At 73.1% G+C, this 13,955-nt stretch carries 11 protein-coding genes; 3 read left to right on the forward strand and 8 right to left on the reverse strand.

Translation table 11 applies throughout. From position 1 onward, the window contains the following. Genes ispH through hpnC form a run of 6 tightly spaced genes read right to left on the reverse strand, consistent with a single transcriptional unit; the run spans position 1 to position 7,502 of the window. The gene (gene ispH / locus ACFY1H_RS33920) at positions 1-1,467 is read right to left on the reverse strand and encodes a 4-hydroxy-3-methylbut-2-enyl diphosphate reductase (protein WP_386953273.1); all 1,467 of its coding nucleotides are present in this window, start codon (positions 1,465-1,467) and stop codon (positions 1-3) included. Further along, positions 1,464-3,386: a squalene--hopene cyclase gene (shc, locus tag ACFY1H_RS33925; protein WP_386953276.1), complete on the reverse strand. Its 1,923-nt coding sequence runs from the start codon at positions 3,384-3,386 to the stop codon at positions 1,464-1,466. Before shc ends, ispH begins: the two co-directional genes overlap by 4 nt. Beyond that, positions 3,387-4,427 (reverse strand): polyprenyl synthetase family protein, encoded by a 1,041-nt coding sequence (locus ACFY1H_RS33930; RefSeq protein ID WP_386953278.1) that lies wholly within the window; start codon positions 4,425-4,427, stop codon positions 3,387-3,389. Beyond that, positions 4,424-5,776: a hydroxysqualene dehydroxylase HpnE gene (hpnE, locus tag ACFY1H_RS33935; protein ID WP_386953281.1), complete on the reverse strand. Its 1,353-nt coding sequence runs from the start codon at positions 5,774-5,776 to the stop codon at positions 4,424-4,426. The genes ACFY1H_RS33930 and hpnE overlap by 4 nt, the downstream gene beginning before the upstream one ends. Continuing rightward, positions 5,773-6,630 carry a presqualene diphosphate synthase HpnD gene (gene hpnD / locus ACFY1H_RS33940; RefSeq protein ID WP_366586715.1) on the reverse strand — a complete coding sequence of 286 codons (858 nt, stop codon included), beginning with the start codon at positions 6,628-6,630 and terminating at the stop codon, positions 5,773-5,775. Before hpnD ends, hpnE begins: the two co-directional genes overlap by 4 nt. Further along, positions 6,627-7,502, reverse strand: a complete 876-nt coding sequence (gene hpnC, locus ACFY1H_RS33945; protein WP_386953284.1) for a squalene synthase HpnC — start codon at positions 7,500-7,502, stop codon at positions 6,627-6,629. The genes hpnD and hpnC overlap by 4 nt, the downstream gene beginning before the upstream one ends. 199 nt (positions 7,503-7,701) lie before the next feature. On the opposite strand from hpnC, the gene ACFY1H_RS33950 reads away from it, so the two are divergent. Beyond that, a complete protein-coding gene (locus tag ACFY1H_RS33950; protein ID WP_386953287.1) occupies positions 7,702-8,853 on the forward strand; it encodes a PucR family transcriptional regulator in 1,152 nt (383 codons plus the stop codon). A 142-nt stretch (positions 8,854-8,995) separates the two neighbouring features. Here ACFY1H_RS33950 and ACFY1H_RS33955 read toward each other — a convergent pair whose 3' ends face one another. Then, positions 8,996-9,754, reverse strand: a complete 759-nt coding sequence (locus tag ACFY1H_RS33955; protein WP_366586707.1) for an SDR family NAD(P)-dependent oxidoreductase — start codon at positions 9,752-9,754, stop codon at positions 8,996-8,998. After that, entirely contained in the window at positions 9,754-10,407 is a 654-nt protein-coding gene (locus tag ACFY1H_RS33960; protein ID WP_366586704.1) for a VC0807 family protein, read from the reverse strand. Before ACFY1H_RS33960 ends, ACFY1H_RS33955 begins: the two co-directional genes overlap by 1 nt. Before the next feature lie 115 nt (positions 10,408-10,522). Here ACFY1H_RS33960 and ACFY1H_RS33965 point away from each other — a divergent pair, with 115 nt between their 5' ends. Both ACFY1H_RS33965 and ACFY1H_RS33970 read left to right on the forward strand, forming a co-directional pair. After that, positions 10,523-11,491, forward strand: a complete 969-nt coding sequence (locus ACFY1H_RS33965; RefSeq protein WP_366586701.1) for a DMT family transporter — start codon at positions 10,523-10,525, stop codon at positions 11,489-11,491. Position 11,492: 1 nt separating this feature from the next. Beyond that, positions 11,493-13,952, forward strand: a complete 2,460-nt coding sequence (locus tag ACFY1H_RS33970) for a WS/DGAT domain-containing protein (RefSeq protein ID WP_386953291.1) — start codon at positions 11,493-11,495, stop codon at positions 13,950-13,952. Positions 13,953-13,955 lie beyond the last annotated feature (3 nt).

Consider the following 13,955-nt stretch of genomic DNA (forward strand, 5'->3'; position numbering starts at 1 on the left):
TCAGAGCACCTCCCGAGGTAGGGTGAAAGTGATTTCTTCGTCCGTCAGCCGGCTTTCGGCGACGGTGACCGGCCCGAGTCCGCCCAGGCCCGCCACGACCTCGTCCACGAGGTGCGGCGGAGCCGAGGCGCCCGCGGTGAGTCCGATCCGGCCCGCGCCGGCCAGGCGGCGCAGGTCGATGTCCGAAACTCCGTCGACCAGCTCGGCCGGCGTGCCCTCTCGCTCCGCGACTTCCACGAGCCGGCGCGAGTTGGACGAGTTGGCCGAGCCCACCACCAGCACGAGGTCGACCTCGCGCGCGATCGCCCGCAGCGCCTGCTGCCGGTTGGTGGTGGCGTAACAGATGTCGTCCTTGCGCGGCGCCGACAACCCGGGGAACCGCTCGCGCAGCACGCCCGCGATCTCCTCGGCCTCGTCGAGCGCCAGCGTGGTCTGCATGGTGTAGGCGACCCCGCCGGTGGCGGTCACGGCGCGGGCCGCCGCGACGTCCTCCACCACCACGACCGAACCGGGTGCCTCCCCGACGGTCCCTTCCACCTCTTCGTGGTCGGCGTGCCCGATGAGGAACACCGTGTCGCCGCGGCCGCTGTAGCGGCGCACCTCGTTGTGCACCTTGGTCACCAGCGGGCACGTCGCGTCGATCACCGACAGGTCGCGCTCCGCCGCGTCGCGCCGCACCGCCGGGGTCACGCCGTGGGCGGCGAACACGAGCGTCGCGCCCTCCGGCACTTCCTCGACCTCGTCGACGAACACCGCGCCGCGCTCCTGCAGCTGCCGCACCACGTGGGTGTTGTGCACGATCTGGCGCCGCACGTACACCGGCGCGCCGTGCTTGGCCAGCGCGCGGTCCACGATGTCGATCGCCCGCTCCACGCCGGCGCAGAACGACCGTGGGCTCGCCATCAGCAGCTGCCGCGGCCCGGTCGCCGCCGCCCACGCCGTGAGTGCCGGCCCGGCCGCCCGCAGGCTGCGCAGCCCGGCCAGGCCGTGGGAAACCGTGCCGGGCCGCACAAGCGGTGCACCAACGGTGTCCACAATGGACCGAACGACGGCGAACGGCTGCCCGGGGGCGGCAAGCCGGTGGGACTCCATGTCGACGGCCAGCGCATCCGAGGCGGCCAGCGTTTCGCGTTCCCGTTCTCCCACCACGTGGTCGACCCCGAGCACCGGTCCGATGTGGACCGTCAAACCCAGCCGCCGCAACGCGCCGGCGAGCAGGGGAGCGGTCGGCACCGCGACCACGCCGTCCGGCCCGCGCACCTCGTCGGCCACCACCAGGTCACCCGGCCGCACGTGGGAAGCGAGCCCGCCGCCGATCCCGGCGACGAGACGAGGTCCCTCGGGCAGGCGCGCAGCGGTGGCCGCCGCCCGTCGCGGGCCCAGGCCCGTGCGCACCACCGGCAGGCCGGCGGCGCGCAAGGCCGCCCGCTCGATCCGCAGCGGCGCGCACAGCACGGCCGGTCTCACGAGCCGCTCCGCACGTACCGGCCGAGCGCCGACAGCGGGAACACCACGCGGTAGAGGTGGTACGACAGGTAGAAGTCGCCGGGAAATCCGGTACCCGTGTGGAAGTCCTCGTCCCAGCCCCCGTCTTCGCGCTGCTGCTCGCACAGCCACGCCACGCCCTGCGTCGTCGCGGCCGAGTCCCGCTCGCCGGCGGCCAGCAGCGCGAGCAGCGACCACGCGGTCTGCGACGGCGTCGACTCGCCGCGGCCCGACCACTTCCCCGGGTCGTCGTAGGAGCGCAGGTCCTCGCCCCAGCCGCCGTCGGGGTTCTGGTGCTCGGTCAGGTACCGCACGGCGCGGCGGATCCGGATGTCGGACGCGGGAACGCCGGCCAGCACCAGCGCGGGCACGACCGCGCCCGTGCCGTAGACGTAGTTCGCGCCCCACCGGCCGAACCACGAACCGTCGGCCTCCTGGTTGTCCAGCAGCCACTTCACGCCGCGGCGGCATTCGACCGTGTCCGCTTTGCCCTCGGCCGCCAGCATCTCCACGACGTGCGCGGTGACGTCCGCCGACGGCGGGTCGATCACGGCGCCGAAGTCGCAGAACGGCAGCTTCGTGGCCAGCACCTGAGTGTTGTCCGCGTCGAACGCGCCCCAGCCGCCGTCGCTCGACTGCATGCCTTCGAGCCACTTCACGCTGCGGTCGATCGCGGCGCGGATGCGCAGGTGGTCCGGCCGGCCCATGCGCCGCAGCGCGAGCACGACCTCGGCGGTGTCGTCGGTGTCGGGGTAACCGTCGTTGGCGAACTCGAACGCGAACCCGCCGGGCGCGAGCGACGGGCGGCGCACCATCCAGTCGCCCGGCACGGTGATCTCCTCGCCCAGCATCCACTCCGTCGCGCGCACCAGCGTCTCGTCGCCAGGGGAGACGCCCGCGTCGAGCAGCGCGGTCATCGCGAGCGCGGTGTCCCACACCGGCGACTGGCACGCCTCGAGCCGGCGCACCCAGCCCTGCTCGGTCTCCTCGCGGATGGTGAAGCTCTCGAGACCTTCGAGCCCGGCCTTGAGCGCGGGGTGGTCGAGCGGGTAGCCCAGCAGGTGCAGCGCGAGGATCGAGTACACCCACGGCGGCTGGATGCCGCCCCACGAACCGTCGGATTCCTGGCGCGCGAGGATCCACTCGGCGGCCTGGCGCATCGCGACCTTGCGCACCGGGTTGAACGGCAGCTTCGCGTACGTGTGCAGTGCGGTGTCGAGGTTCTGGAACACCCCGTCCCACGACCACGGCGCCGCGGACTTCTTCGGGCTCTCGCCGACGCGCAGCTCGGCGACGTCGAACGGCAGCCGCCGCTTCGGCCGCAGCGTGCCGACGATCGTGAGCGGCACGATCGTCTGGCGCGCCCAGCACGCGAAGTCGTAGACGTTGAGCGGAAACCACGAGGGCAGGAAGATCAGCTCCGGGGGCAGGTTCGGCAGGTCGTCCCACGACCACTGGCCGAACATCGCGAGCCAGATCCGCGTGAACACACGGGTGCTCTCCAGGCCGCCGTTCGCGCGGATCCAGCCGGCCGCCTCGGCGAGCCACGGCGCGTCGGCCGGGTCACCCGCCAGCCGCAGCGCGACCCACGCTTCGACCGTGGTCGACAGGTCCGCCGGGCCGCCGGGGAAATTGGCCCACGTGCCGTCGTCGCGTTGCTGCGACCGGATCCAGCGCGCCGACTCCTGCTTCTGCTGTTCGGTGAGGATGCCGAGGAACTGGCGCAGCAGCAGGTCTTCGGCGTCCATCGTGACGTTGGTGGCGAGCTCGCCCTTCCACCAGCCCGCCGCGTCCTGCTCCCCGCGCAGGAACCCGACGCCGGCGGCGAGGGTTTCTTCCGGAGTACGCGAGCCTTCGCTCGGGGTGTCCGAAGTGGACGTCCCGGGGACGGTCTGCGTCATTCACGCCTCCCTGTGCACGATGAAACGGGCGATGCCGATGAGCTCCTCGCGTGGCCCTTCGGGGATTGCCGACAGCGCGCGCTCGGCCGTCCCGACGCGGCGCGCGGCCTCGGTCGTGGCCCACTCGCGGCCGCCGGCAGACTCCACGAGCGCCGCGACACGCGCCAGCTCGGCCTCGTCACCCGTCTCCTCGCCCGCGAGCCACTCCGCGAGCTCGCGGCCCTTCGCGCCGCCGTGGGTGATCGCGTAGGTGACGGGCAGCGACTTCTTGTGCGCCCGCAGATCGGAGTACACGGGCTTGCCGGTCACGGCCGCGTCGCCCCAGATGCCGAGCACGTCGTCCACGAGCTGGAACGCCAACCCGACCTCTTCGCCGAACACCGCGAGGGCGTCGACGGTCTCGGCGGGCGCGCCGGCGAGCACGGCGCCGATCGCGGCGCTGCAGGACAGCAGCGCGCCGGTCTTGCCGCCGGCCATGGTGACGCACTCGGGCAGCGTCACGTCGTCGCGCTGTTCGAACTGGACGTCGAGCACCTGGCCGTGGATGAGGCGGCGCGTGGTCTCCGACAGCAGCCGAGCGGCGGGGATCGCGTGCGGGGAACCGCTGTCCAGCACCACTTCCTGCGCGAGCGCGAGCATCGCGTCGCCGGTCAGGATGGCGGCCGGCGCACCCCAGAGCGCCCAGACAGTGGGGCGGTGGCGGCGTTCGGTGTCGCCGTCCATGAGGTCGTCGTGGACGAGCGAGAAGTTGTGCACCAGCTCGACGGCGACGGCTCCGGGCACGCCGGTCTCGGCGGGTGCGCCGGCGGCCAGCGCCGAGAGCACCGCGAGCGCGGGCCGCACGGCCTTGCCGCCGTTGCCGCTCACCGGTGTGCCGTCGGCGTCGGTCCAGCCGAGGTGGTACGCGCTGATCGCGCGGCTGGTCTCGTCCAGCCGGTCGACGGCTTCACGCAGCGCCGGCTGCACGGCGTCACGGGTGCGGCCGAGTGTGGCCGGCACCGCAGGGGCCGCCTCGGCGGCGGGTCGCATGGTGGCGGTCATGCTCCGACTCCCTCCTTCTCCTCGTGCACGTTCTTCTCGAGGAGGGCGGTCGCCGCGGCCGCACCGCTGCGGGCAGCGCCCTCCATCGTCGCGGGCCAGCCGGTGGCGGTCCACGCCCCGGCCAGGTAGAGCCCCCGTGCGGACGTCTCCGCGCCCGGACGCAGCGACGCCGTGCCCGGGCCGGGCCGGAACGTCGCGTGCCGTTCCCGGGTCACGAAGAAGTCCAGCACCTGCGCGCCGCGCGCTTCGGGCAGCAGCCCGGTGAGCTCCGGCAGCAGGCGCTCGCGCAACGTCGCGGTCGGCAGGTCGATCAGGTCGTCGGCGGCCGAGAGCGACATCGCCAGGTACTGGCCCGTTTCGAGGCCCGACTGGCGCGTGCGGTCGAAAACCCACTGCACCGGCGTGCGCACGCCGGCGACGAACGGCTCCTCCAGCACGCGGCGGTCGAGCACCACGTGGACGTTCACGATCGGCGAGCTGCCCAGCCCGCCCGACCACCCGGGCGGCAGCGGGATCGCGCCCGGTGGCGCGAGTTTCTCCGTGACGGGCGGGGGAGCGGCGAGCACGACCTGGCCGAACGTGGCCTCGCCGTCGTCGGTGCGCACCCGCCAGCCACCGGCCGTCTCCTCGACGCTGCGCACCTTCGTGCCGGTCCGCACGTCGGCGCCGGCCGTGGTGAGCGCGTCGAGCGCGGCGTCGCCGTGCAGCTCGCGCAACGGCACGAGCGACCAGCCGATGTCGGCCGCGGCGGGGTCGGTGAGCAGGCCCTCCTGGAACACCGTGGCGGCCAGGGAAAGCGACGCTTCGTCGGCCGTCGCGTTGAGCGTCGCGACCCCGACGAGGTCCCACAGCGCCTCGATCGCGGCGGCACTCTGCCCGTGGCGGCGCAGCCATTCGCCGAACGACTGCCGGTCGGTGCGGTCGTCGGTGGGGTCCACGCGGCGCAACGCCAGCGCGGCCAACGCGAACCGCGCGCGATCCAGCGGGCGCAGCGGGTCGTAGCGCAGCAGGGAGGCGGCCAGGTGCAGCGGCGCGGGCAGGTCGCCGCGGCGCAGCCACGTCGACTCCGTGGAGCCCGGCGTGCGGATCGGGATCTCCAGGCGGGGCTGCAGCATCACGCGGTCGGCGACGCCGAGGCGGTCCAGCAGCGCGAGGTAAGCCGTGCAGCAGCGCAGGAACACGTGCTGGCCGTTGTCCACGTGCAGCTCGCCGCGCGTGAACGAGTGCGTGAGCCCGCCCAGGTGGGGCCGCGCCTCGAACAGCGTCACCGGACGCCCGGCGTCGGCGCAGCGCAGCGCGGTCGCGATGCCCGCGAGCCCGCCGCCGACGACCGCGACCTCGGCCGTCATCGGCCGATCCCCGTGAGCGCCCGAACCGCGACCACCGCCTTTTCCCGGCCGGACAACGAAAGCCTGCGGTCGAACACGAGCGAGGGCTGCTCGTCGATGCGGTCGAGCAGCGTGCGGTAGATCCCGGACATCGCCGTGCAGCACGCGGCGCTGCGGCGGTCGAGCGAGGGCACGAGCTTCAGGCCGCGGGCGTACCAGTCGCGGGCGCGGGCGGCGCTGAAGTGGACCAGCGCGGTCAGCCCGCCGCCGTCGTCGGCCAGCCGGCCGTCCTCGCCGACCTTCAGCTCCACGCCGAACCGGTCGAGGTCCTCCTTGGGCAGGTAGACGCGTCCGTTGAGGAGGTCCTCGCGGATGTCGCGCAGGATGTTGGTCTGCTGCAACGCGATTCCGAGCTCGTCGGCGTATGTCGGCGCGTCGGGCTCCGGCTTGCTGCCGAACACGCCCAGGCACAGCCGCCCGACCGAACCGGCGACGCAGCGGCAGTACTCCACGAGGTCCTCGAACCGCACGTACTCGCGGCCGGTCACGTCCATCTCCACCCCGTCGAGCAGCTCCTCGAACGCGCCGAGCGGGATCGGGTAGCGCCGGGCCGCGTCGGCGACCGCGAGGTACACCGGGTCGGTGCTCGCGGACAGGTCGCCGAGCGACTTGCGGATGTCGGCCAGGCCCTGCAGCTTCGCCTCGGGTGGCAGATCGCCGTCGCCGATGTCGTCGACGATCCGGGCCAGCGCGTAGACCGCGCACAACGCCGAGCGCTTGTCGGGCGGCAGCAGCCGGATCCCGTAGTAGAAGTTGCGCGCCTGCTCCTTGGTGACCAGCGCGCAGTGCTCGTACGCCTCTTCGACCGTGCTCATCCCGACCGCCTCCCCGTCTTGGGCTCACCCACCTGCAGCCACACGAGCCACGCCAGCACATCGGCTTTGCCCGGCTTGGCCTGCGTGGCGAGCACGTCTCCGTTCGTCTTCCGCAGCGCGTCGACGGTCGCCAGCCCGCCGGCCACGAACCCGCTCACGGCCAGCCGGCCCCAGCCGTGCAGGAGCCCGACCAGACCAGCGCCGCTGCCCAGGAGGGCCGCGGCGCGGTCGATCTCGAAGCGCATCAGCTCTCTCAGCCGGCGCGTGGCCCGCGCCTCGCCCAGTTCGTCCTCCGCGACCCCGTAGGCCGCGAGGTCCTCCTGCGGCAGGTAGATCCGGCCGTTGCCGTGGTCCTCGGCCACGTCCTGCCAGTGCTCCAGCAGCTGCAGCGCGGTGCACACGCGGTCCGAGAGCTCCTCGGCCTCGGGGTCGTGCACGTCGAACAGACGCAGCACGATCCGGCCCACCGGGTCGGCCGACAGCCGGCAGTACGCGCGCAGGTCCTCGTACGTCGCGTACCGCGTCACATGCTGGTCCTGCAGGTTGGCCTCGATCAGCCGGCGGAACGGCTCGAGCTCCACGCGCCCCGCGCGCATCGCCGGCACGAGGCCGCGGATCGCGGAGTCGGTGGGCGGGGCGCCGTCGAAGGCGGCCGAGAGCTCGTCGCCGAACGCCTTCAGCAGCGCGATGCGGTCGCCGTCGGCTTCGTCGCCGAGGTCGTCGATCGTGCGCGCGACGGCGTAGACGGCCTGCAGATCCGACCGCAGCCGCCGGGGCAGCACCCGGAGCGCGACCGGGAAGTTCTCCGCGTGCCGCTTCTCCAGCAGACCGTCCGTGTCCGCTGCGTGACCGTCAGGTGAAGTCGATCTCATCGAACACAGTCTGACTCGCACTTATGGGCGGCTTCTGCAACCGGAAGAAGAATTTTGCTGGCTTCGACTTGGCACGAGCGGACAAAGTGGGGTCAGGATAAGGCGGACCGACCCCGTAGACCTGCTACCTGCTACGGAAGGACAAGCTGCGCACATGGGATCAGACCAGGTGACCCGTCTGGGTGAGCTGGAGACTGTCGTGACCAGGCGACTCCCAGTCATCCTGAACGAAGTTCGTGATCAGCTCGTCGAGCAGCACCCCGACTACGCTGCGTTCCTCACCGAGGAGCTGGCGGAGATCGTGACGGCCAGCGCCGGGTTCGTGCGCCGGCTCATCAATCTCGCCGAAGATCCGGACGAGGACCTGCCGGAGCTGGGCTCGGGCGTCGAGCAAGTGGTCTTCGAGGAGATCGGGCGGACGCAGTACCGCCAGGGCCGGCGGGTGACGAGCCTGCTTTCGGCCTACCGCGTGGGCGCGCGGGTCGCGTGGCGCCACGTGTCGGAGGCCGCGCTGGACCTCGGGGTGCCCGCGGAGCTGTTCGCCTCGCTCGCCACCACGGTGTTCGCGCTGGTGGACCAGCTGTCGGAGTCCTCGCTCAAGGGCTACCTCCAGGAGCAGTCCGACGCCGTGCGCATGCGCGAGCGGCTGCGCGACGAGCTGACCGAGCTGCTGCTCTCCGACCGCGCCGACGGGGCAGCGGTGCAGGCCGCGGCGCTGCGCGCGGAGTGGCGGCTGCCGCGGTCGGCCGCGGTGGTGCTGGTGGAGGACGAGAACCAGCTCGGCCGCGAGCTCGTGGCCCGCCTCGACGACACGTGCCTGCGGCTGCGCCGGCCGGGGCAGCTCGTGACGATCGTGCCGGACCCGGGTGGACCGGGCCGGCGCGCGTGGCTGGCCCGGGCGCTGCGCGGCGGTGGCGCCGTGGTCGGGGCGACCGTGCCCGTCGACCGGCTGCCGGCGAGCCTGCGGATCGCCGAGGTGACGGCCCGGCTGCGCCGCGACCGCCTGCTGTCCGACGACCCCGTGTTCGCCGACGAGCACCTCGACGCGATCATCGTGCACCGTGACGACCGGCTGCTGGAGGTCCTGCGCAAGCGGTCGCTGGCCCCGCTGGACGAGCTCAACGACTCCTCGCGCGAGCGCCTCCAGACCACGCTGCGCTCGTGGCTGCTGCACCTCGGCGACCGCAAGGCCGTGGCCGAGGACCTGCACATCCACCCGCAGACGGTGTCCTACCGCCTCGGCCGCCTCCACGAGCTGTTCGGGCCCGCGCTCGACGACCCGGACGCCCGGGCGACATTGCTGCTGGCCCTGGCGTGGGGCCCACCGGGAGGGCAGACCGACCCGCAGTGACGTGCCCCGTGCCACACGGCGTGCGAGGAATAAGGGTTGCCCTCAGAATGGTTAGCAGGGCTAAGTTTGTTGACGGCGGGGAGACACTGCTGTCATGACCCGGAGGCAGGGAGGTGCCGTGCTCGGTCTGCGCCCGAAGCGGTCAGCTTTCGGCGCCGAACCGCGTCGCGAGCGCGCGGTACGCGCCGGGCACCGCGCCACGCAGGGCGACCGGGACGCGCAGCCAGCGGGGCACGTAGTAGTCGCCGGGCCGGTGCGTCGCGCGGACGACCGCGGCGGCCACGCGCTGGGCGGACACGGGCCGGGGGGTCGTGCGGGTGTAGGGGCGGCCGCGGCGCTCGAAGAACGCGGTGCGCACCACGCCGGGCACCACCACGCCGACCTCCACTCCGGTGCCGTGCAGCTCGAAGCGGAGGCTGTCGGCGAACGCGTCGAGACCGGACTTGGTCGCCGCGTACACGGCTTCGCCCGCGACGCCGGTGCGCCCGGCGATCGACGTCACGAACACGATCCGGCCGTGACCCCGCGCCAGCATGCCGGGCAGCAGCGCGCGGGTGAGCTCGAGCGGCGCGGTCAGGTTCACCGCGACCAGCTGTGCGAGGAGCTCGGGGGACAGCTCGGTCAGCGGACCGGCCCAGCCGAGGCCCGCGTTGTTCACGAGCGTGTCGACGCGGCCGGTGACGGCCAGCGCGCGCTCGGCCAGCTTGCCGGCGGCTTCGGGATCCGCGAGGTCGGCTTCGAGAGCGGTGCCGCCCGTGTGCGCGGCGAGCGCGGCCAGGCGCTCGCGGTCGCGGCCGTGCAGCAGAACATGTGTTCCGGCGGCGGCGAGCAGCCGCGCGGTGGCTTCGCCGATACCCGAGGAAGCGCCGGTGACGAGCGCCGTGCCGCGGGGAGCGGGCATCAGACGGTGGTGAGCGCGGGCTTGCGCGAGGCCATCCGCAGCACGATGCCCTCCGAGCGCAACGAGCGCCGGAACCACAGCAGCGAGCCGACGATCGCCAGCGCCACCAGGCTGTACGAGCCCGCGGTGCTGACCATGAGGAAGTTGCCGACGGTCGCCTTCGCGAGCATCACCAGCGTCACGGAACCGTTCACGGCGAACACGAGCGCCCACAGCACCGACACGCGCTGGAAGAAGCGCCGCATGCCGGGGTGGCCCGAAAGCGTGTCCGGGAACGAGCAGAAGTCCCCGGCCAGCCGCGCGAGCAGCGGCTTGTTGAACGGCGCGGACACGAGGAACAGGCTGGCGATCACGAAGTTCTGTAGGGTCGGCTGCAGGAAATACAGGAAGGCACTGCCCGTGGCCAGGCCCAATGCGGTCCGGGCGATCAGCAGCGCCGAGGTGAGCCACAGGACCGCGGGGACGGGCTTGCGCATCACCAGGCGCGTCACGATGACGACGACCGACCAGCACAGCGCGGCGATGACTCCGCTGTCGAAGCTGACCAGAGTCAGGAGGAGGTAGAACAGGCCGGCCGGTACGAGCGTGGACTCCAGCAGATGCCGACCCCCGCCCACGACCAGGTTGCGGAACGAGGGGAGGTCGATCGTCATGTGGTGTCGCATGCGGTTCAAGTACCTCCGGTGCGGGGTGACCATCCCCCCACGGCCCACGAATTTTTCAACAGCATAGGCACGGCGGATGGGAATGGTGTGAGGTGAGTATTCCATGAGTGTCACGGGGGTGTCGCTTTTCGTGGCCGTCCCTGCCGCGGTGCTGGGCGCGGCGTGCATGGGGATCGCCAGCGCCGCCCAGGCAAAGGCGGCCAAAGAGGTCGAGCCGGCGAACCCGCTCGATCTCACGTTGTTCAGGCGCCTCGTCGGGCGACCATTGTGGCTCATCGGCATCGTGGCGACCGTACTGGGGCTCGTCCTGCAGCTCGTCGCGCTCGCGTTCGGGCCGTTGCTGCTGGTCCAGCCGCTGCTCATCACTTCGCTGATCTTCGCCGGGTTCGTGTTCGCGCGGCTCGAACGAAGAGGCCCCGACCGGGTGATGAGCGCGGGCTCGGCGTTGTGCGTCACCGGGCTCGCCGTGTTCCTGGTGATCGCGCGTCCCAGTGGCAACGGCGACGTGCTCGTCACCGGCGCCTCGCTGCTCCCGCTCGGCATCGCACTGGCCGTGGTGACGATCGCGGGTCTCGCGCTCGCCGCGCTGACCCACTCCGGCTCCGGGCGCGTGCTCGGGCTCGCCGTGGCCACGGGCGTGCTCTACGGCCTGACCGCCGGCCTGATGAAGGTCGTCGCCGGGCAGTTCCGCCAGGGCGTGGACGAACCGTTCAAGCACTGGACGCTCTACATCGTCTGCGTGGTGGGCCCGCTCGGGTTCCTGCTCAGCCAGAACACCTTCCAGCAGGGCCGCTACCTCACGCCGGCGCTGGCCGTGATCACGGCGCTCGACCCGCTCGTGGGGGTCGCGATCGGGCTGTCGTGGATGGGGGAGAGCGCCAACGGCACGCCGTGGGGGCTCGCGGGCGAGGCGTTCGCCGGTGCCGTGATCGTGGTCGGCATCGCGATGCTCTCGACGCGCGCGGCGCACCTGGACGTGGCCGCGATCGAGGAAGAACACGAACACGCCGAGGCCGAGCACGCCGGGTCGGACCCCGACGACGGGTACGGTCTGGCCGGATCCACCTGTTGACATGCAGTTGGTGACCGCCGCTCGCGGCACCTCTGGCGAAGGGGGCGCGTTGGAGCGCGTGCTGATCGTCTCGGCGAACATGGGGGAAGGGCACAACGCCACCGGACGGGCGCTGGAGGGCGCCGTGCGCGAGCGCTGGCCCGCCGCCGAGGTCAAGTGGCTCGACGCCCTCGACCAGCTGGGGCCGGGGTTCGGGGGCCTGTTCCGCCGCATCTACGTGGCGAACGTCGAGACCACCCCGTGGCTGTACGAGTTCTTCTACGACGCCATCTGGCGCCTCGCGTGGTTCGCGGCGGCGTCGAAGCGCTTCACCGCGTCCTGGTGCGGGCGGCGGCTTGCGAAACCGGTGGCGGACTTCGCGCCGGACCTCGTGCTGTCGACGTACCCGATGGGCACCGCGGGACTGGCGTGGCTGCGCCGGCGCGGGAAGCTGCGGGCGCCGATCGGCGCGTGGGTGTCGGACTTCGCGCCGCACCCGTTCTGGGTCTACGGCTCGGCCGACCTCACGATGGTGATGCACGACGTCGCCGTGGGCCTGGCCCGCCGGTGCGCGCCGTCGGCCGTGGTGGGGGTGTCGGCGCCACCCGTGCGCGCCGAGTTCCGGCCCGGCGACCGCGCGGGCGCGCGGCATCGGCTGGGACTGCCGCCGGAAGCGTTCGTGGCGCTGGTTTCGTGCGGCTCGCTGGGCTTCGGCGACGTCGAGGGCACGGTGCGCGAGCTGCTCGCGGCCGGGCCCGAGGTGCTGCCCGTGGCGATCTGCGGCCGCAACGAGGCGTTGCAGCACCGGCTCGACCGGCTCGGCGAGCCGCGGCTGCGGGTCGTCGGCTGGACCGACCGGATGGCCGACTACACGATCGCCTCCGACGTCGTGGTGACCAACGCCGGCGGCGCGACCGGGCTGGAGGCCCTGGCGTGCGGGCGGCCCGTGCTCATGCACCGCCCGATCGCCGCGCACGGCAAGGCCAACGCCCGGCTGATGGCCGAGGCCGGTCTCGCGCTCGTGACCGAGAAGGACGGTGAGCTGACCGGTTCCGTCCGCACGCTGCTCGCCGAGCCGGAGCGGCTCAAGGCGATGGCGGAGGCGGCCACCCGGCACTGCGACTCGGCGACGTCGCTCACGGCGGCGCTCGAGTCGCTCGTGGACTCTCCGCTCAACCCGGCGCCGCAGCGGCTGCGGCCCGAAGACGCGCTGTTCCTCCACGTCGCGACCCCGCAGGTGCCCCAGCAGGTCGGCGCTGTGCTGATGCTCGACCCGAAGGCCGACGGTTCGCGCCCCACCCACGCGGACGCCGTCCACCTGCTGTCGGCGACGCCCGGCCTGCGTGCGCGGCTGCTGCCGGGTGGCGGCCTGTGGCGGGCAAAGTGGCAGGAGGACCCGGCGCGCAGCGCCGACGGCATCCTCGGCGACGTCGAACTGCCGGCGGGCAGCGAGCTCGAATCCTCGCTCACCGCGCAGATGGACGACTTCTTCTCCGAGCCCGTCACCCCGGACCACCCGGTGCGGGCGCGGCTCGTGACGGGCCTGGAAGGCGAGCAGGGCGCGTTGCTCATCGCCCTGCACCACGCGGCGAGCGACGGCATCGCGGTGATCGGCGCCCTCGTCGGGCAGGCCCGTGGCAAACCGCCGCTGGACCCGCCGCCGGCGCCGCTGCGGCGCAGCCGGCTGCGTGGCGCGGCCGACCGCGTGTCGGCCGTGACGCGGAAACGGCCCGGGCGCAGGAAGGAAGCCGAGGAGCTGGCCCGCGGCGTCTGGGCGCTCGCGCGGGCGGGCACGGCGCCGCGCGTGCCGTGGGAGACCGGGATCTCGGGCCCGCGGCGGCATTACGCACGCGCCCACCTGTCGGCGCCGCAGGTGCGGGCGGCCGCCCGCAAGGTCGGCGTGCCCACCACGGACTTCGTGCTCGCGCTCGTCGCGGAGGCGGTGCACCAGGAGCTGGGCGCGGCCGCGCCGGAGCGGGTGCGGGTGCTGATCCCGATGTCCGTTCGCGACACCGGCACGTTCCGCCAGCTGGGCAACCACACGGGGGCGGCGAGCGTCGACCTGCCGACCGGCGCGATGTCGCTGGCCGAACGCGTGCGCGCGACGCGGGAGCTGCTGGCCGAGCAGGTGACCCGCGGCGCGCCGCGGGCGGGCAACGCCGTGGTGCGCGTGATCGGGATCCTGCCGCCGTGGCTGCACCGGCGCGTGGCACGGCTCGTCTACCGCGGCACCTGGTTCAGCATGATCGCCTCGGTGCTGCCGGGCGCGCGTTCGCCGGTGGTGCTCAACGGTTCCCTCGTGCGCACGGTGTACCCCGTGCTGTCGCTGGCGCCGGACGTGCCGGTGGCGGTGGGCGTGATGACGTGGGCCGACCGGTTCACCGTGTGCGTGACGGTGCCCGCCGGCCACGCCGCGCGAGGCGACCGGCTGGCGGGCACCGTGACCTCGGCGTTCGCCCGGTTGCAGTCCGAAGCGGACTGACCG

Source organism: Amycolatopsis sp. NPDC001319 (genome assembly GCF_042896185.1).
Taxonomy (GTDB): Bacteria; Actinomycetota; Actinomycetes; order Mycobacteriales; family Pseudonocardiaceae; genus Amycolatopsis.